We start from the raw sequence: 19,780 nt of genomic DNA, 5'->3' as shown, positions 1-19,780 counted from the left end.
CCGCGGCAAGGGGAGGGGCGAACGACGCCAGCCTTAGGCTGCCGTCGCCCGCACCCGGTCAGAGGTGTCAATCGACGTCGGCGACGAACAGCGTTTCGAACTTTCCGTTCTTGTATTCCGTGACGACGAGTGGCACGGCGAGTTGACGCTTCTGGCCGAAAGAGGTGGTGCCGACGTAGTGAAGCATCTTGTCGCCCTTGACGTAGGGGTTGGGTGCCGAAAATCCGTCAATGGTTTTCTTGTACTCGGCGATATCGTCGATCGCTTTGGGGTTCGCCTTCAGAGTATCGATGATGTATTGGAGGGCGTATACCTTGGTGTTCGACTCATCGTTGTATTCGCCGAACATTTTCGTATAGCGGGCGATGAAGTCGTCCATCGCCTTGGAGCGGATCTCTGGGGTCGAAGCGCCGCCGACCGAGATGAAGCCGTTGGCAAGTTCGCCCGCGCCTTCCTCGAGCACCTTGGCATCCTGCGCAGTTTCGGTTGAGAGCAGGCCCTGATAGCCGAGTTCGCGCGCGGCGCGGATCAAGAGTGGCGCGTTGGCCGGGGAGACGCCGGACAGCACCAAGAGATCGGGCTTCAGCTTGACGATCGGCGTCAGCACCGGTGTGAAGTCGCGTGTGTCGTTCTGGTAGGTGTCCTTGTCGGCGACCACTTGGAGGCCAAGCGCGTTGGCCGCCGCGACGCCGCCGTCGCGTTGACTGAGCGGATCGGATTCATTAGCTGCGACGAAGGCGATCGTCTTCACGTTCCTTTTGTCGTGCAGATATTTGTAGATCGCCGGGCCCGATTGATAGTTTGCGACCATGCCGAGCACCGCATTAGCGGCGGGCTTTGTGTAGAGCGCCTTCGGGAAGGCGTAAGGGAAATAGATTATGCCCTTAGCTTCCGCGACGGGGCGTACCGCGGCAGCGCCGTCGTCGACATTCGGCCCCACCACATAGTGGATGCCTTCCTGGGCCATCTTCTCCATGCCGGCAATGGCGCGCTTGGGATCTTTCTGGTCATCGAAGGTGACGATCTTGATGTCGTAGGTGCGATCGCCAATCTTGACGCCACCGGCCTCGTTCCATTGCGCCGCAAGCGTCTGCATCGAGCGTACGTTCGAGGTGCCCCAGGCCGCGGCGGGACCGCTGGTCACGCCGACGAAGCCGATCTTCAATTCGGTGTTTGCCGCCTGCGCGCCGGTCGCCATCAAGCCCAGCAGTGAGGCTCCAATCAGAGCCGATTGCACAGCAGAATACTTCCTGATCATCACACGTCTCCTCCGCTGAATGAGTCAACGCCCGACATTACGGGACCACCCCGTCGCAGGTCTTGGGCTGATCAAACGCGTCCGCCTCACGATTGTCAACAATCTAAATATATTTTGTGAACAATTTAGGCCAGCTGTAGTATACAATGCTCGCGAGGGGCGCCATGGATGAAGCGTCTCGTTCAACGTTGGGAGCTGAGCCGCTTGTTTGACATTGAGCAGGATTATCCGCGCGATCTCATCGGCTATGGCTGCAGCCGGCCTCAGCCAGCGTGGCCTCGCGAGGCTCGCGTCGCGCTGCAATTTGTCATCAATTATGAGGAAGGCGGTGAGAACTGCGTCCTGCATGGCGATGCTGCATCGGAAGCTTTTCTCTCGGAGATCGTCGGCGCGCAGCCGTGGCCAGGGCAACGGCACGTCAACATGGAGTCGATCTACGAATACGGCTCACGCGTGGGATTTTGGCGGCTGTGGCGGATGTTCACTGAACGTAACATGTCGGTCACGGTCTATGGCGTTGCCTCCGCCATGGCACGCAATCCGCGGGCGGTGGCGGCGATGAACGAGGCCGGCTGGGAGATCGCTAGCCATGGCCTAAAATGGATCGACTATCGCAACCATACGCTGGAAGCGGAACGTGCAGATCTCGACGAGGCGGTGCGGATTCACACGGCGGTGGCTGGCGTACGTCCGCTTGGTCTCTACCAGGGGCGTACCTCGGTGAACACGCTGGCCCTTGGCGCGCTGGAAGGCGGCTTTCTTTATCTTGCCGATGCCTACGCGGATGAGCTGCCCTATTGGCAACTCATTGCAGGTCGTCAGCAACTGATTGTTCCGTATACGTTAGACGCCAACGACATGCGCTTTGCGACGCCGCAGGGTTTCAACAGCGGCGATCAGTTCTTCAGCTACCTCAAGGATTCGTTCGACGTGCTCTACGCCGAAGGCGGTGCAGGCGATGCCGGCATGATGTCGGTGGGGCTGCACTGTCGCCTGGTCGGCCGACCCGGCCGCGCCGCGGCGCTTGCGCGTTTTCTGGACTATGTGCAGGGCCACACCGATGTCTGGGTGGCGACGCGGCTCGACATTGCGCGCCATTGGATCCGCCATCATCCACCCGAGGGTGGCTACGTGCGCGGGCGCATGGGCCCCGCTCTTGTTGCCGAGGTGTTCGGCAATGGCGCAAGCGAATTGCCATAACGTAGTCACCGGAGTCGAACGATGTTAACTCTTCCGGTCGTGGCGCTGACAAAGGCAGAATTTGCGCCCTTCGGTGAAGTCATCGAGACAGACGACGTGACACCGAAGCTGATCAACGAGGGATTTGCCCGGCGCTACGACGATCTGGCCAGGATTGATGTTGCCTCGGAAGGCGGGGACGTCAACGTAAGCCTGTTCATCGGTGCAACAAGACCAACTCCGATCGTCATCAGGCTCATGGAGCGTCATCCCCTCGGCAGCCAGTTGTTCATCCCATTGAACGATATGCCTTGGTTCGTGGTCGTGTGCACAGATCCGCACGATCTTTCGAGCTATCGGGCGTTTGTTGCGTCGGGACGGCAGGGCGTGAACTACGCGCGCAACTGCTGGCACCATCCTCTGCTGGTCGCCCGGGACGCCAGCCCGTTCGTTGTTGTCGATAGAAAGGGGCCGGAGGCTAACCTCGAAGAAATGTGGCTTGAAGAAGCAAGCTGGCTGCGTGTCGTGCCCGATAGAGCAGCGTAAACACGTTTGGGCAACACGACGAAGCAGGGCTAACACCTCGGCGAACGTCCGCACCAATCATCTTTAAGAGGCATAAGAATGCGGTCTCAAATCTATCACGTGCAAGCAGGAGGACATCCAGCCCAGACCAAGCTTTTGACCGGTCGCGCGGTGTTTACGGACGCCTATGCGGTGATACCCAAAGGCGTAATACGCGACATCGTCGCCAGCTACCTTCCTTACTGGGATAATGCCCGCGTTTGGGTGCTGGCTCGGCCTTTGTCCGGTTTTGCAGAAACCTTCTCCCACTACTTGATCGATGTAGCGTCGGGTGGAGGAAGTGAACGTCCGGAGCCAGATAAGGAAGCGGAAGGCGCGCTGTTCGTCGTTGGAGGCAAGTTGACTTTGACACTCGACGGGGCAGAGCATGTTTTGGAGCCCGGAGGCTTTGTATATCTTCCTCCCAAGTGCCGCTGGAGCGTGAAGAATCGCAGCTCCAATTCGGTGCAATTTCACTGGATCCGGAAGCTATATCAGAGCGTGCCAGGCCTCGCGGCGCCGGAGGCGATCGTCACCAACGAAAGCTCGATCGCGCCAACGCCCATGCCGGACACGGAAGGGCGGTGGGCGACTACGCGCTTCGTCGAGCCTTCGGATGTCAGGCATGACATGCACATCACCATCGTCACTTTCGAGCCTGGCGCGTCGATCCCATTTGAAGAGACGCATGTTATGGAGCACGGGCTCTATGTTCTCGAAGGCAAGGCGGTCTATCGGCTCAACCAGGACTGGGTCGAGGTCGAAGCCGGAGACTACATGTGGCTCCGTGCTTTTTGTCCCCAGGCGTGCTACGCCGGTGGCCCCGGACGATTCCGCTATCTCCTCTACAAGGACGTGAATCGGCATATGGATCTGCGGGCCTTGCGACCAATAGCGCCGTAAGGGGCGATCGCAACGGCGTATGCACCGGGAGTTCATGGGATGGATTGAGGTTGGGCTGAAGCGCTCGGGACGCTGAGACCGGCGTTTCATCCGAGGGGTTCAACCTACGCCCTGATCGAAAATCGATCGAAGGCAGTCAAGGTCTGAGGACGCGGCTTGACAATAGATCTCGATCTGTCTTTTCGAAATGTCTCGGCCGGCGAACGGGTCTATGATCACCACGCCCATTCGGTTCACAACGCCGATGGCTTGCGGATCGCGGCCTAGTTCGTTCTTAATAAGAGCGTTGATTGGGATGACCGACTTGTGCCGCGACTCCTGTTCTAAGTGTCTATTCGATCAGGATCAGACCAGGGGGGAGTGAATCGTCGTATAGACTGGCCCGATCGGATCGTCCGATCGGAACGAAACCTTTGATTTTTGCGGTCTGCAGCGCAGGAACGCCGGATTTTTCCAGTTTGCTTGCAATCAGGCCGCGCAAAGACATGGGTAGATCCAGACTCCGATCGTCGACAACGCGCGCGGCCCGGAGGAACAGAATCTGCAGGTCGAGCAACTCCGGCGTAGTCCAATCGAAGCGCTGGAAAGCCTGATACGCGTGCTCGACGAGATCGGGCGAGACGACAGTCTCCGGCCCTGCGTAGAGCGGAGTGCGGTTGAGCAGGAGCCCGAGCGCCGCAAGATAAGGAGCGCAGTGCCGCTTAGCCCGTACAAGCGTCACCGCGATATCGCAGAGGCAACGCACCAGTTCCGCCTTGGTGTCGTGATGGATCAGTTCCAGGGATCCAGCCAGACGCACGAGTTCGTCGGGCGCCCTGCCGCTGCGGATCCTCTCGATCTCTCCGGCCATAAGCCTGGTCTGGCGTTCGCGCGTGAGCCCGCCCGCCACCCGGCGCCAGAGGATGTATTCTTGGCTCTTGATGCGCCGACCAGGAAAACACGGGCCATCATCGTGCACCCGCCACAGGGCATCGATACGAAGGTCGTCCCGGACAACGCCGAAGCCCGGGCGCAGCAGGAATCCAGCCATGATGAGCCAAGCCTCTTCGTGGTCCGCGGAACGTCGTCTGTCGTCCCGCCGCTCCTCAAGCGCAGGCCAAAGGGCGCGCAGCAGGGGCCCGTTCCATTCACCTCTGGCAGACGCGAGGATGCGCTCCATACCCTTGAGGATCGTGGCAGCAGTAATCTTGTTCTTTTTGTTGTTATTGGCAGGCTGGGTGAACACGATCCCGATCTGCCTGCGTGCCGTTTCCAGCGCGTCCGCTGAAGCGTTCGGTTCAATCGGAGCGTTTGCCTCCCGCGCCCGCCCCGCACCGGGCGCGCCCGCGACGCCTTGGACGTGCTCGCGCATGTTGAATTCCAGCGGCCAGGACTGCTGGACGGCGGGATCGGCGCTGACGCACGAGATGTGGAGCAACCCCAATGCGTTCATCCGCGCCGTCAGACCGACGGACAACATCCCGCCCGCTTCCGGACCGGATAGCTCAGCCGTCCTGACGATGGTCTGGAGCGGGGGCAACGCGTGAAATTCGCCTTCGGACCAGGAAACGATGTCTCCGGCCCGGCTGACGCTCTTCCGGGTTGAGGAATAAGCCTGGAAGCGCACCAGCTGATCGGTGCGGAGCTTAAGCCCAAGATCAGTGATCTCAAAAAGCTGCGACGGCGCTGCACCCTGAGGAAGAACGCACACAAGGGGCGGGTGCACAGTCTGGCGATCCGTTGCCTGTATCCCCTCCACTTCGAGAAAGATCGCAGCAGCGGCCCCCGCGGCGATGCGACCCGAACAGTGGTGGAGAAGGGCACCAAATCGCGCGGCTCCGCGCGCCACCGCCAGATCCGGCTCCTCGTTCTCCAGAACGCGGGGTACGAAGCCGTCCTGCCAACCTCTGATCTGCTCGCGGAGTCTTTGTCGCAGGAGCGGCGGTCGGACGGATCCGCCGTTGAACAGGACGGCATCAATGCGCGGGCGATCGTTGAGGAATTCGGCAAGGTGTCGGGTTATCGCGCTGTCGGGAGGATAAGGAAGCCCCCATTCCCTCAGTGCCGCGTGTGTCCGGTACGGCCGCGCCGCCGCGTCGCAGAAGGGAAAAAATCCGTCCAGCAATAGGCTCTCGATTTCCGCCCGCATCACCGTCGCTGTCTGCGAGCCGCCGACCATCCCCGACCCGCGACCGGCCAGTGCAACAACGAACCGCTCATCCGGCGGTCCCGTAGCGGCGAGCGCGAGCTCTTTCAGATGACGGCAGGCGGCCACGAGCTGATCCCATTGCGGGCCGGAAAGCCGGCCGCCCGCCTCAGCAAGCCGCGGCTCCAGGAAATGGGCGACGGCAAGGTCGATATTGTCGCCGCCGAGCAGCGTATGCTCGCTCACCGCGACACGCCTGATGTCAGGGTCCGGCGTTTGCTCGTTCACGCGAACTTCAAAAATGCTGAAATCCGACGTTCCGCCGCCGATATCGATAACCAACACGTGTCGCAGCCCGGCATCGCCGTTGTCGGGCCGCTGCCATAATTCGAGCGCTGGGTCGTGGCTTTCCAGCCAGCAATAGAACGCAGCCTGTGGCTCTTCGAGCAGTCGCACATCACCGGGGAAGCCCGCTTCCTCTGCGGCAGTAATCGTCAGTCGCTGCGCCGCCGCATCGAAGGAAGCCGGGACGGTAACCGTGATGTCTTGATCATCGAACGCAAAGCCGGCCTGGGCAAACCGGCTGTTCCAGATCCCCCGCAGATAGTTCAGAATCAGTGCCGAGGCCCGTACCGGCGAGATTTTCTGCTCACGTGCCAGAACCGTTGATCCCCATGGCAGAAAGGGTGCCAACCGGTCGGCGGCGTGATGACAAAGCCACGACTTCGCGGAATGGACGACCCGTCCGGGCGCTTCGCTTGCCTTTATGCGTGCAAAAAGGCCGACGATCCATTGTCCGGCTCCGACCTCCTCGCCGCGGAAGTGTGCTGCGACCGCTTCCTCTGGCAGGTACAGGAAAGAAGGTAGCGTTGGCTTCTCGGTCAGACTCGCCAGGCCTTCCCATTGCGGGACGAGAAGGACTTCTGGCGTCCCCTCGCCGACCAGCGGAGCGAATGCGAGTGCGGAGTTGGTCGTGCCGAGATCAATACCGATGGCGAAGCGGGCGCGGTCTTTCGTCAAGAATTACCTCCAGAGGCGGTTCGGCCCCTATTCCGTGCGGACCTGGAACTCAACCTTCCATCGGCGATCGGAGTTCGTGTGCCTCATCCAAAGCTCAAGGATACCAAGTTCGGTGACGACGGGACTGACGCGGACCGGCACCACCTGCCCCATCGGGACGTCCAGGGGCGGGATCGCGACTTCGAGTAGGCCAGCGTCATCAAGGTCACGCTCGGCGTCGGGGAGTATCTGTCCCGGCGTATCGCCGCTTCGTACCGAGGAGGAGAAAAACCGAAACTCCGCCGTGCGGCCGGTGACAAGGCCGAACTCGCGTCCTTCGATCAGCAGTTCCGTGCCTTCCTGCATCCCCTGCGGGACAACACACAATGCCTTCAGCGGCGGCTTGTAGCCCGGAACAGCGGGCATCGACGTTTCCAGGCCGATGTAATAGGAACGCGCCGCGCCGGCCTTAATGCGCACGCCCTTGCCAGTGGCGCGGTGGCGTCCGTAGATCGCGCCGCCGCGTGCGACGGCGAGGTCTGGTTCGAAACCCTCCAATTCGCGGACTGGCCGGCCCCCATTCCAGGACGCCAGCAGCTCAAGCACCCGGGTACGGATTGGCGCGGCCTTGAAAACGCCCCCATTGAACAAGACCGCGGTCGGCATCAGCACCTGCGCGCCAGCCGAAACCTCCACCAGAGCGGCAAGCTTTTCGCTTGCCTTCACGTTCTGCAGACTCCGAGCGAGAAACTGGGCGATATGCTTGCTGACGACGGGGTCGGAAGCATAGGGCAAACCGAATTCCTGCAGCCCTGTCATGCGGCTCTCGCGCGGCAGGTCGTCGACACTGGTTCTAGCGAAAAAACCGTCGACGACAACTTGCTCCAGTGTCTCGCGATCGAGAGTCGTTGAGACAGTTTTGGCAAGCAGGCTGGAGCCGCGCGACGGGACCGCGATCGGCGCCTGCGCCAGCCCGGCATCATCAAACAGCACGATCTTGGCTTTGGAGGCGGCATGCACGAGCGCCAGGAGCTGCCAGGAATCCAGCCGTTTGCCCGCGGCCTCAAGCTTAGCGTTCAGCGCATACGCGAGCGCCAAATCCATATTGTCGCCACCTAGCAGAATGTGCTCGCCGACGCTGACACGCTCAAGCTCCAGCCGCCCTTCGACATCTGTGACCGCGATCAAGCTAAAATCCGCTGTCCCACCACCCACATCGCAGACCAGCACGATGTCGCCATCAGCAATCAGTTTTCGCCAATCTCTGCCCGTCTGCGCCATCCAGGCGTAGAATGCAGCCTGCGGCTCCTCCAGCAATGTGACGTCCTCAAGGCCCGCAGCCTTGGCAGCCTCGGCAGTGAGGCTTCTTGCGACCTCATCGAACGAGGCAGGAACGGTTACAACGATCTCGCCTTCCGCGAGGTCCCAATCCCGGCCCTGCGCCCGCTCGGTATGTAGGACCGCCTCCCTGAGATGTTGGAGGTAATGGCGCGAGCATTCGAGTGGCGAGAGCTTCTCTTCCGCGATGTCGGATCGCCAGGGCAGAATCTGCTGCTTCGGGTCGATATGCGGGTTGGACAGCCAGGATTTGGCGGAGGTCACAACGCGATCAGGCACGAGCGCCCCCCGCTCGCGCGCGAACTGGCCAATGATCACGCGCTCCCCGGCATCATTCCAGGGCAGAGGAAAAGAACTCTCCGGGAACTCCTCGGAGTGCGGAATATAAACGGCGGACGGCAGTGTAAGCATCTCGCCGATTTGATTCGGCCCTACGGTCTGCGCGATTTCGATAATCCTGGTCTCACCACTCTCGAGATCGGCGATCGCGATTGCGCTGTTGCTCGTGCCGAGGTCGATAGCAAGACTGAAACGAGCGCTCATGAAGGGGGTGTCCTGGTTGTCGTGCTGTCAATTCGCGTCAATAGCCGCGCGTGATGGAAAGCACCGGTTGTACGTGATCCGACTCGGGCGCCCGGCAGCCGGCCGATGCGAGCCCGCTTATCTCAGTTCCACCTCCGCCGGAGCGATTGCTGGAAGTCGATCAGTCGAACTCCACAAAACGCGCGGTAGATTCACCGCATCCGTTTTCCAGCCGTGGTGGACAAGCACTCCCGAGAACGGCGCCGGGCCGCTGATCTTGCCCAGCAGTCGGTACTCGTCCGGCGAATAGCCAGCGGCGACCTGCACCGTCGATCCCTCGCTCTCTGCGCGCACGGGGGAGATTCGGAAGTGCTCCAGCAGGGCGGTCTTGCATCCGGCATGGACCACGCGCGCGGCTGCCCCAACCTGTGCGTCATCATGCGCGTTGATGTCCTCCATCAGGAAATCAACCAGCCGGCCCCTTGCCTGCAGCGTCGCCAAAAAGCTGACGATCTCGGCGTCTGCCTGGTTTGCGCGAGTCGTAACAGGCATCGGTCGGGCCGCCTCAGCGCCAGCACTTCGGTTATCCCGTGACGGGCCGCGCCCGACCAGGATCGCTATCAGCGCGACAAGGCTTAGCGCCACCGCCCCACCCGATAGATACCTTTGGAATGCGCTCGCTGCCGGCAGCAATTCCAGAGCGTTCACCACGACCAGGAGCAGGACCACTATAATGGCGATCGCTTTCATCGCATGCATGTTTAGCCGCAGCTCCCTTTTGACCCGCATCAGCGTTGATTGACGCATGTCCCTCAAGGCCTATGCGGCACGCCGCCTGGAACAGGTCAGGCCCGATCTCGCCGCGTCAGCAGAGCGGGCAAACCTTGCCCGCTGTAAAGCGCGGGCGCGGACCCGGTTAGGTTTCCACAACCATCGAGAGGTAAGCAAATCACACTTTGCTGCGGTGCATGAGTCGGGATTTGGCCCTGCGCTGACGTGCCTTCGTCCTCCGCCAATGCCGATTTTGGTGGCAAAGCGGACACCGCCTTATCGAGCGTCCGGTAAGGGCCTTTTATGAGTACGCGCCCCAAGCCACTCTGCGAACCTTGCCTGTCGGGCAAACCACCCGGATGTGCACGCGCCGGGGGCGCGTCGTCCATGCAATCCTTCATATGGCGGACTTGCCGTTAGCTCGTTCGCTCGTATGGAACGTCCCGACGATCGGCATCCTTATGAATGTTGCCGGGCTATTCCTGAAGTGGCGGTCCCGTTCGGCTCGGTCCACAGCCAGCCAACGAGGCCGGCAAGTGCGCTGCAACTCGCGGTCACAAGCATGATCGTGCGCAGCGCGCGTTCAAATGCGGCAACCACCTCTTCATGAATGCCGGACTGTCCGGACATAACGGCATTCAGGGCTTCGTTCGCTTGCGGGGGCGTTGGTCCGACAAGATGATATGAAAAGCTTGCAAACAACGTTGCCCCGAGCGCTGCGACCGCGAGCAGGCCGGCTATTCGCGCGACCGCGTTGTTGACGCCGGAAGCAATACCGGCGTGGACGTTGCCGGCGGCAGCCATCACTGTTGACGTTAGCGGCGGAACCGTGATCGACATGCCGGTGCCCAGCAGGAAGATCGACGGAAACACTCCGACCCAAAAAGGTTGCCTGAGATCGACAACGGCAAGCATCGCCAAGCCGCAGGCCGCGATGATGGGCCCATCGTGAGCAGCGACCGCGGCCCCAAACGGTCGGTCAGAGTGCCTGCGAAGGATGCGCCGAAACTCATGATCAGGGCAAAAGGCAGCAATGCCGCTCCAGCTTGTGTCGCGGAGTAGCCGCCGAGCCGGATCAAGCCGAACGGTAGATAATAGAGAGCGCCACCGAGCGCGAAGTAGAGTAACAGCGTCAGCGCATTCGTTGCGGAAAAGCTCCGTGATCGGTAGAGCGACAGCGGCATCATCGCCCATTCATGGAGTCGGGCTTCGATCGCGACGAATAAAGCAAGGAATGCAGTTCCCATTCCGAGGGCGGCCAGCACTGTTTTGTCGCGAAATCCCGCCGTCGGAATGGCACTGAGACCCAACGTGATCGTAGCGAGGCCAATCGCGACTGTGACGTCGCCGCTCCAGTCGAGTTGCTTCGCGTGCGGATCGCTGCTCTCGCTGGCGAAGCGAAGCGCAAGTCCGGCCGCGGCAATCGCGAGCGGGACGTTTAGCAGGAAGATCGCCCGCCATGAGACCTGATCGACCAGCCAGCCACCCAGCGGCGGGCCTGCTGCCAACATCAGTGCACCTGCGCCTGCCCATATCCCGATTGCCTGGCTCCGCTCGTGCTCGTCGAAGCTCGCTCCTAACATTGCCAGACTGGCCGGCGTTAACAGGGCGGCGCCAAACCCTTGAACCGCGCGGCTGACGGTGAGGGCCGCAATGTTTGGCGAGAGCCCGCAGGCGACGGAGGCAGCGGTGAAGACCGTAACGCCCAGAACAAAAATCCGGCGTCGACCATAGAGGTCGGCGGCGGAGCCACCGATCAGCACGAGCGCACCCAGCAACAGCATATAGGCGTTGACGATCCACTGTGTTGCTGCCGCATCCGAATGTAACGCCTGTTGGATTGCGGGTAGCGCGATGTTCACTACCGACCCGTCGAGGAACGCCATGCTCGACCCGACTATGGTCGCCGCCAGCGTCAGCCACTTGCATCTTTGCGACAGAGCCCGGTCAAAACAGGTTGTCGCCTGGATGATCCCCGCGTCGCAGGCGGCCGTGTGAATCCAACCATTGGATGCTCGAGAAAGACGGTTGCCGCCGGTGGGGGTGCGCCTTGCGTATACAGTTAGCAATACTCGCCCGTCGCCGCGTCTTGATCTAGTGACAAACCGGAATAGGCTCGCGCCAACCCGTTAGTTCCAAGCCTGGCAGTGCGCTATGGCTAGGGACGCGCCCGACGACTAGGCGCGTCCCAAGTCCAAAGCCGACAATGGGACTTTGGCGAATGACCGCTTTGCGCCACAAGCGCCCGCTCTCGGTCCGATGGATATGCTGAGCACGTCGGGTAGGCCCAAAACCAGGCTCTGTCTTCGGTGCGAAGTTGCGCATTATGGCGTCACAATGGCAGACTAGATCTACTCGCGTTTCATCGTCTAGCTTTGAGCGCCGAATGGACCTCGCCTAACATCATCTCCGTGCTGTGACCACCCGGATGAAGCTTAGTTGGAGGAAGCACTGTGAACGCAAATTGGCCAGACATCCCGTTCGAGAACTGGCGCGAGACATGTTCCGCGCTCCATATGTATTCGCAGGTTGTGGGTAAGTACCGACTTGCACGAACGCCTTGGCTCAACCATTCCTGGCACGCGACCCTCTACGTTAACGCACGTGGGTTGACGACTTCGTTGGTACCGGACGGGGCTGGCATTGAGATCACCCTCGATCTCCGGAAACATGCCGTCATCGGAGAAGCAGCAGACGGGCGCACGACTGAGCTTCCGTTAGGACCGATGTCTGTGGCTGACTTCTATGCATATTTTCTCGAACTCGTTCGGCGTATTGGGGGCACGCCGGAGCTTCACGACCGACCCAGCGAGGTGCCAGCCCCCATCTCATTTCGCGATGATCGGCAAACGAGGCCCTACGATGCTGCAGCCGTGACAAGGTTCTTCGAGGCGCTCGTGCTCGCCAACAATGTATTCACCCGATTTCGAACCGGTTTCATCGGAAAGGCTAGTCCCGTTCATCTCTTTTGGGGCAGCTTTGATCTAGCGGTCACGCGCTTCTCCGGACGCCCCGCGCCCCTCCATCCGGGTGGCATTCCTTCTTTGCCGGACGAGGTGACCCGCGAGGCATACAGTCATGAAGTCTCGTCGGCAGGTTTTTGGCCGGGCGGCGGCGGCACGGACTTTGCGGCCTTTTACTCCTATGCCTATCCCGCTCCTGCAGATCTTGCGGACGCGAAAGTGATGCCCGATGGAGCCTACTTCGACCGGAAGCTCGGGGAATTTCTCCTGCCTTACGATGTGGTGAGACAATCAGCTGACCCGGAGGTAGCGCTGATGGCCTTCCTGGAGAGCACATATCTGGCCGCAGCCGACCTCGGGCATTGGGATCGTAGGGCCCTCGATTGTCCCACCGGCGTAGCCCGCCGACCGCGGCCATTGAGTTGAGGGGCCCAAGGTCCCACAGCTGATGTTCAACTTGAAGACAGCGAAATCGATAAACTCTGAATTACCGGCAAACTTGATCGCTCGCGTCGACGAGGTGGTTGAATAGCTTGGTCGCCATGTCGGCTTCTGGTTCGCTGACCTGCAACCAGATGGCTTCGCTGTCTGGTTTTGAGGTGATTGTGTTGAAAAAGGCGCGCTCGCGAAAGCACCTATAGCGCCAATAAACCAAGTGGCATGACCTGGACGGCCTTTATCTTACTGTTGGTGATGGCGATCGCAGCCTCGAAGTTCGTGCGCCATTCGCTCGCGGTGCTCGCCGCGATAGTGACGATCGTCGCACTGGTCTGGGTTTTGGCGGGGCACCCTCGGGATCCGCCACTTGGAGGCACTCGTTCGAGTTCGACGTCTCGCAGTACTCCATAGGTCGGCCGTGGAATTTTGCGGGGCCAAACCCCTCAGCGGTGCCACGGCAATGGTGTAAGCAGTGGTCGTTAGACTCGATTCGTTTGGCGCGCTCATTACCGCCGAGCACCTCGCCTCGGCATTGAGCCTAAACCACTTATGCCGAGGTCGCCTTTCGGCTCGATCCCGCTCCGGCTCAACGTGCCGGGGATGACCGAAGAAGTCCAGCGCGATCTCTCTACCGAGACAACCTGAGATGCAGCGGGTCGAGCAAGTTTTTCTACAGATTCTCTCCCTCCAGCGAGAATGGTTCAATGAATCCTGCTGAAGCACTGTCTCGAAGATCTGGCAGTCCAATTGCGAAGCTAACATGCGAAACGGAGTCAGTTCGCGAACTGATAAGGTTTCATACGAAACGGAGTCAGTCGGTGGACTGATAAGGATTTCGTTGAAATCTTATCAGTTACTGGCCGGCTGCCGTTGGGTGAGGGCAAACAATCCGGTCGGGGCCTCTGGCTGACTACCAACGCTCACCGCCGATCACCCGGATTAAACGAGTGACCGGCGGTCAGCTGTGGGGCTTTCCCAAGAAGCTTGCGCAGCCGAAGCTGGCGGTCGAGATCGACACGCGTCGGCACAAAAACATATCACACTAAACCGCCGTCGCGGTAGAGCACGACGGCTCGACGCCCGCGTGTAGGGAAGTGGCTCGGGCTCTGCCAGCCTTTAGCTGCGCACGGCTGCGCGGAAGCCGACGAAGCTCAAGGCGCCCGCCACGATGACGGTAATCCAGCTCGCCCAGAACGGCACATCGACGCCATTCAAGGTGACGGACCACCCCATCACAATACGGATCAACTGTAGAAGTGCGATTAGGGCAAAGATGGCGGCGGCAAGTGTGCAAAAGGTTCTTATGGTCATTGCCCGTCTCCGATGGCAGAGGACGTGCTCGTCCCCTGCAGCCAAAATGGGGAGGGACCGGCGCCGCGGCCACTCCCCTCAAGCAGGGAAGTGGCTTAACTGAGCCATTCTCGATGTGTCACACGATCGCCGTTTCGCGGCGCCGCGAGTTGGGATCACTTCCCGCCTTCGGCCCAAATGCGAGGTGCGCAATGTCCGCTTTTTGGTCGCTATCGGGAGAAAAGCGGACGTCGCACGCAATCCGCGGGCGGTGTTACGCGTCAGAAATCTGTATGCGGCAATCAGTGCCACAATGCTCGCAAAAATCAGCAGTGCTCCGATAATTCGACGTTATCAAGACCTTCTCCATTCTGCGCGCATCTGATCGCAGAAGGCGAGCGCGCGCGTTGGTCAAGTCAACAACAGGCTTGCTGTGTCACATGGCATGCGGATTTGCGCTTGGGTAGCCGGCGCGCGGGCTGCACTTGTAATCTATGCGTGAGGATTTGGCGCCTTGCGCGCTTTACTCACCAGTAAGTTCTAGCGATGGAGCCGAAACGGCAAGGGCCTGCGCACTCGGAAGCCCTAGGCAGAGTAGAGGCCGGCTTTTAGTTGCCGAAGGGGCTCACTGTTTGCGCGGAGTGGCGCGTGTGAACCGCCCATTTCAACACAATGGACAAAGTGGAGCGCATTCTGAGAGTGGCGGCAGATCTTATTGCGATTGAACGTGATAAAACATGCGCATGCCGGGAACAGGAAGCGTCGCGCGCACGATCTCTCTGCGGATCCGCCGGTCATTGCCGGCGCGCCGGGTATCGGATGTGTATGCTGAAGATCTGTCCGGACTACGCGATCAGATCGTTCATTTGCAGAGCAAGATAGAGAAGAACGCGCTGCTCGTTTGCGGCAAGCCGAAGGCCCGTCATTCGCTCGATCTTGTCGAGCCGGTAAGCGACGGTTTTCTGGTGGGTGCGAAGTTCTTTTGCCGCAGCTTGCTGGGAACAATTGCACGAAAAGAAAGCCCGCAAAGTCTGCAAAAGGATTTCGCGTTGTGGACTCCTCTCCTCCAAGAGTTTTCCCAAAGTCTCTTTTGCGAACTCGCGAAAGTCGGTGCCGTCACGGATGCCCATTAGAAGCCCGGCGACTCCGACTTCATCGAAACCGACAACGCTGGTCCTCCGACTCTGACGAGCGACATCCAACGCAATATGAGAATCCTTCCATGCTGCAGGCATGAGCATCGGATCGGAGCAAGGTCGGCTTAAACCCACGTACACGAGTGAGCCGGGAACACGTCGCATGATTTCGGCCACGAGGCTCTGGACGAAATCTCTAGGCCGCGCGCCGTCGCAAGTCGAAATAACGATAGCGAGTTCGTTTCCGCGCAATCCCGACAGCTTAGCGATGTTGCGCATCGGTAAGTGATTTGGCGCTTCGGCGACGGAGCGGCGGCGGCTTTCGATCTCTCCGCCGGTTAGGACATTTGAGTTGTCAGGTTTGTCGAGACCGTCGATACGACAGACGGCTACACAATATTCAGCGGGAATTTCAGCATCCAGTTCTATGGCCCGTTGAAGAGCCAGCTGCCGAAGGTGGTCGGCTCCTTCCAAGAGATCCCAAGTCAACGTCGCAAGCTTGTCGCTAAGTGCACGTGCCGCCGCTCTTTCCTTGGTTTGATGAAGCGCGGCGGTAACGCACAGTTCTGTAATAGCGAGCTGTGCGCTCTCGTTCTCGATTTCCGGATCGAGCATGATCGCCCAGCCCAGCTGTTCCGATCCTGCCGTTATGCTCTGAAAGGCGAAGCGCAGTTTCCCGGCAGATATCGTTCTATATCGGGTTTCAGAACCCCGATTTTGCGAAATCCCGATCCGAATGGTGTGGAGAACTCCGTCTGTGGCTGCCGTTCTGGGATGGCAAGCCTGCACATCCAAGTGTTTGTCCAGAACAATAACAGCAGTTCGAAGATGTTGGTGTGCGCATTGCGCAATTTCGGACAGCCCGCCGCCATCTAGAAGGGTGGAGATAAGGCTTTCCTGCAGAGCTGCGGAATTGCGGATGACGTTATACCGCTGCTGGAGTTTGGTATGGGCGTCTTCCAGCTTCTGAGCGGCCAATTCGCGCGCGTCAAGCAGGGCAGCGTTCTCGATCGCAAGAGACGCTAGATTGGCGAGTGTAGCGAGTTCCGCCATGTGTTGAGGTGTAAACGTCGACGGCTTGCGCCGCCAAACCTCGAGGACGCCAATCACCTGTTCCTGGGACATAAGCGGTACCGCTAGAGCGGAACGGACGCGTTCGGCCCGCGCTAGGCTCATGAAGTCACGGCTGATGATCTCGCTTTGAACGTAGTCTTCTATCGAGCATGGCTTGCGTGTTTCGAGGACGCGGCCGCCGACGCCCTGTCCGGACTTCATGCGAAGGCTGGCCGTCTCGGCTGCCAGATTGCCGGTACAGCGCTTCATCACCAATGCATCTTCCTCGAGAAGCATGATGCCGCAGATGTCGGCGGAAAGTCGTGCCTTTGCTTCGTGGGTTATCTGAAGAAAAATCTCCTGAAGATTGCGGCTCTTTAGGATCTTGTTCGCTACGCGCTGAAAGACGCGGATAGCTTCAAGTTTGTCAGGATTGCCGCAGTGGGTCTCGCTCGACGCAATCGCGAGCCTGAACACTTGGGATAAGGTCGCGACATTGTCGCGCAGTGGGCCAGAATCGGTCACTCCTTCGACGAGAAGGGCGACGCTGCCGACCTGGACCGGAACGAAGATCGAGTCATCGAACTGGATTATGTCAGCCAACGCATCTGGAAGACTTTCGATCAGGGCTTCATCGGCGCCATCGTTGAGCTTTTCCCATTCGCGCCAAGCACCTGCCGAACGAACGAGCAGCCGAACCTCGCGAGCAGAAAGAAATTTGCGAAACAAGATGCGAGCTTCGGCAAAGAGCGTCTGTGGTCCGCGATCAGCCGCATTGGCGAGCGTGACAATCGATTCTCTCAATAGCTCGGGCGCAAAGTCCGGATGTCCCTCAAGCATTCCTTTCTGCGCCAGCAGTGCGGTCCTACTCATCGAGCTTTCTCCCGCCGGCACGAGGTACACCGCTTTTGTTCTTATGGGCACGAACGTTTCTTGTGCGATGCAATATTGTCGCCGATCGACTAAGAGCTTGCTCTGCTTGGCCTAATTTGGCAATGGCGGACGAGGATCTCAATCAGACCCGGGGGTCGATGACGGCCTTCATGATCCTCTGAGCCTTAAGATCCGCATAGGCTTGCGAGGCGTCGCCAAACCCAATTCTGCGATCGACTACCACCGTTGGATCGAGAGCGCCGGTTGTGATGAGTGACAGGAGCCGGGAGCGGAGGCGGATGGAATCACCAATTGCGAACCCTAGCGTGAGTTCGTTCGCAAAGCCTCTCGCCAAGGGAAACGGCCAAGTCTCAGCCGCATGGGCGCCTACGGAGATGATCCGGCCACGCTTTCGCACCAGGTCAAATGCGGCCGTCAGGGCGGAGGCACTCCCTACGGCCTCAATGATAACATCGGCGCCTTCTCCGTCGGTCAGGCGGGTGATCAAGGCGCGAGCCTCTTGTGGTGATGCAGCGAGGCTGCCGTTGGAGCGGGCGAATTCGCGCCGCGCTTCGCTCGGCTCTACCACGATGACTGCGCCTGCTCCGGCAGCCTGGGCCGACAGGCTGGCAAGCTGACCGACCGTTCCGCCGCCGATGACCGCAACGATTTCACCGGGTGAGAGGGCGCTGCGTTCTACGGCGGCCCAGCCCGTCGCTAAATTGTCGCCGAGCAGGATCGCAGCCTCGTCGGAACAGCCTTTTGGTATTAATCCGAGCGTCGTGTCGGCGTACGGGACCCGTACAAGCTCGGCCTGCGCCCCCGCCAAGGCCGGCCCGAAGGAAGTGCCAGTCCCGAAAAAGGCTCTCTCCGAGCACTCCCAATGGTCGCCTCGGTCGCAACATCGACAATGGCCACAGGCGGCGAAGTCAGACGCCATGACCCTGTCACCAACCTTGAACCGGGTCACAGCACTCCCGATAGTCACGACCTCGCCCACGAATTCGTGGCCGATAACGGCGCCCGGCCGGATGCCTGCGAAATCGCCCGCGATGACATGCAGATCGGTGCCGCAAATGCCGGCTAATTCGACGCGAACCAAGGCATCCCCGGGCAGCTCGAGTCGGGGCGGGGGTACGTCCTCTACCGCAACAGTGCCAGATCCCTGGTAGACGACTGCGCGCATGTCATCCCAGCTCAGAAATGCGTTTGGCGATGCTTCGGGCGGCTTCCGCGAGCGCGGCCTGCTCGTCGGGCCGCAGCGGCAGTTTTACGATTTCCTTCACGCCATCCGTGGCTAGCCGGACCGGCAGACCTATTCGCGTGTCCTCGACACCGTAGGCGCCTGCCGATTGCACGCACGCGGCGATCAGGTCACTGCCGCCTTTCACCATGGCCGCCACCATGGACGCCGCCGATTCAGCTGGCGAAAAATATGCGCTTCCCTTTTGAAGGAGTTTGACGACTTCGGCTCCGGAGTCGCGCGCACGTTCCACGATCGCGGCGAGGCGGTCTTTTGCGATCAATTCCTCCAGTGGCCGACCGCGGACGGTTGCGAGACTCAATGGGATCACCATCTCCGTGCCATGGCTCCCGAGTGCGATCGCGCTGACATCCTGTGGTCGGGCGATACCTTCCAGTGCGATCAGCGAGCAGAAGCGAGCGCTGTCGAGCACGCCCGCCATTCCAATAATCCGGTTGGAGGGAAACCCCGTTCGCCTCGCCATCAGATGGGTCATCTCCTCAAGCGGGTTGGTCACGACGATTGCCACCGAATTGGGGGCATAGCGGCGGATCCCGTCGGCAACGCCGCTGACGATTTCCGCGTTCACGCCGGTCAGGTCGGTTCGGCTCATGCCCGGCTGGCGCGGCCGGCCGGCCGTCATGATGATGTAGCTTGCGCCCTCAAGCGCCGACAGGTCGGTGCTTCCTTCGATCTTGGTCGTAAATCCGCGGAGCGAAGCGCTGTGCCACATGTCGAGCGCAAGCCCGGCAGCAAGTCCGGGAATGATGTCGACAAGCGTGACCCGCGAGAAAAGCGACGTTTCAGCGAGACGGAGAGCCGTCATGGCGCCGACGTGACCCGCGCCGATGACCGCTGCCCGCGGTCGATCATCACGAGTTTTGGTTTCCGACTCTCCTAGAACCCGCATCTTCGGAGGGACCGGTGCGCCACGACGGTAGAGGGCGCCCGACAGCGCTCCGGGTTGAACCGAGCTGGCGCCAGCCGACAATTTTCTTCCGGGCGTGGGCTTGGCTGGTGCTTGAACTATCGCTCGCAAAGCGGGTGCAGCAGGCGGTGCCGTTTCCTTCGTCGATCCGGACCGTTCGATCCGGACGTTCAACTCCTTGGCGCGATCGGCCGCGA

General features: G+C 60.3%; 13 protein-coding genes and 1 pseudogene. 4 read left to right on the top strand and 10 right to left on the bottom strand.

Going from position 1 to position 19,780, the window contains the following annotated elements:
• Positions 1-67: 67 nt before the first annotated feature.
• A complete protein-coding gene (locus tag NLN62_RS03110; RefSeq protein ID WP_027527139.1) occupies positions 68-1,258 on the bottom strand; it encodes an ABC transporter substrate-binding protein in 1,191 nt (396 codons plus the stop codon).
• Between the two features lie 168 nt (positions 1,259-1,426).
• On the opposite strand from NLN62_RS03110, the pseudogene puuE reads away from it, so the two are divergent.
• From puuE to NLN62_RS03095, 3 genes and pseudogenes are all read left to right on the top strand, one after another.
• Positions 1,427-2,437: pseudogene (puuE, locus tag NLN62_RS03105) on the top strand (allantoinase PuuE); the annotation flags it as partial.
• Between the two features lie 42 nt (positions 2,438-2,479).
• Complete coding sequence (locus NLN62_RS03100) at positions 2,480-2,983, top strand: ureidoglycolate lyase (protein WP_027527140.1); 504 nt, start codon at positions 2,480-2,482, stop codon at positions 2,981-2,983.
• 78 nt (positions 2,984-3,061) lie between these two features.
• Positions 3,062-3,904 (top strand): bifunctional allantoicase/(S)-ureidoglycine aminohydrolase, encoded by an 843-nt coding sequence (locus NLN62_RS03095; RefSeq protein WP_254107332.1) that lies wholly within the window; start codon positions 3,062-3,064, stop codon positions 3,902-3,904.
• Between the two features lie 331 nt (positions 3,905-4,235).
• Here NLN62_RS03095 and NLN62_RS03090 read toward each other — a convergent pair whose 3' ends face one another.
• The 5 genes from NLN62_RS03090 to NLN62_RS03070 form a co-directional block, all read right to left on the bottom strand.
• Entirely contained in the window at positions 4,236-7,049 is a 2,814-nt protein-coding gene (locus NLN62_RS03090) for a hsp70 family protein (RefSeq protein ID WP_254107331.1), read from the bottom strand.
• Positions 7,050-7,076: 27 nt separating this feature from the next.
• Positions 7,077-8,909, bottom strand: coding sequence for an Hsp70 family protein (locus NLN62_RS03085; protein ID WP_027527143.1), 1,833 nt, complete (start codon positions 8,907-8,909; stop codon positions 7,077-7,079).
• Positions 8,910-9,026: 117 nt separating this feature from the next.
• Complete coding sequence (locus NLN62_RS03080; protein WP_254107330.1) at positions 9,027-9,695, bottom strand: DUF2760 domain-containing protein; 669 nt, start codon at positions 9,693-9,695, stop codon at positions 9,027-9,029.
• 423 nt (positions 9,696-10,118) lie between these two features.
• Positions 10,119-10,499: a hypothetical protein gene (locus NLN62_RS03075; RefSeq protein ID WP_254107329.1), complete on the bottom strand. Its 381-nt coding sequence runs from the start codon at positions 10,497-10,499 to the stop codon at positions 10,119-10,121.
• Entirely contained in the window at positions 10,475-11,728 is a 1,254-nt protein-coding gene (locus tag NLN62_RS03070) for an MFS transporter (protein WP_371932904.1), read from the bottom strand. Before NLN62_RS03070 ends, NLN62_RS03075 begins: the two co-directional genes overlap by 25 nt.
• Positions 11,729-12,112: 384 nt before the next feature.
• On the opposite strand from NLN62_RS03070, the gene NLN62_RS03065 reads away from it, so the two are divergent.
• Complete coding sequence (locus NLN62_RS03065; RefSeq protein ID WP_256575875.1) at positions 12,113-13,048, top strand: DUF5996 family protein; 936 nt, start codon at positions 12,113-12,115, stop codon at positions 13,046-13,048.
• A 1,128-nt stretch (positions 13,049-14,176) separates the two neighbouring features.
• On the opposite strand, the gene NLN62_RS03060 is transcribed toward NLN62_RS03065, so the two are convergent.
• The 4 genes from NLN62_RS03060 to NLN62_RS03045 form a co-directional block, all read right to left on the bottom strand.
• Positions 14,177-14,371, bottom strand: coding sequence for a hypothetical protein (locus NLN62_RS03060; RefSeq protein ID WP_027527146.1), 195 nt, complete (start codon positions 14,369-14,371; stop codon positions 14,177-14,179).
• Between the two features lie 824 nt (positions 14,372-15,195).
• Entirely contained in the window at positions 15,196-17,412 is a 2,217-nt protein-coding gene (locus NLN62_RS03055; RefSeq protein ID WP_156944768.1) for a GAF domain-containing protein, read from the bottom strand.
• Between the two features lie 142 nt (positions 17,413-17,554).
• Positions 17,555-18,514, bottom strand: coding sequence for an alcohol dehydrogenase catalytic domain-containing protein (locus NLN62_RS03050; RefSeq protein ID WP_245288239.1), 960 nt, complete (start codon positions 18,512-18,514; stop codon positions 17,555-17,557).
• Positions 18,515-18,599: 85 nt separating this feature from the next.
• Positions 18,600-19,565 (bottom strand): malate dehydrogenase, encoded by a 966-nt coding sequence (locus tag NLN62_RS03045; RefSeq protein WP_051390139.1) that lies wholly within the window; start codon positions 19,563-19,565, stop codon positions 18,600-18,602.
• Between the last annotated feature and the right edge of the window lie 215 nt (positions 19,566-19,780).

Source organism: Bradyrhizobium sp. CCGUVB23 (genome assembly GCF_024199885.1).
GTDB lineage: Bacteria > Pseudomonadota > Alphaproteobacteria > Rhizobiales > Xanthobacteraceae > Bradyrhizobium.
Note: the sequence above shows the minus strand (reverse complement) of the source record. Positions and strands in the feature narration are given on the sequence as shown.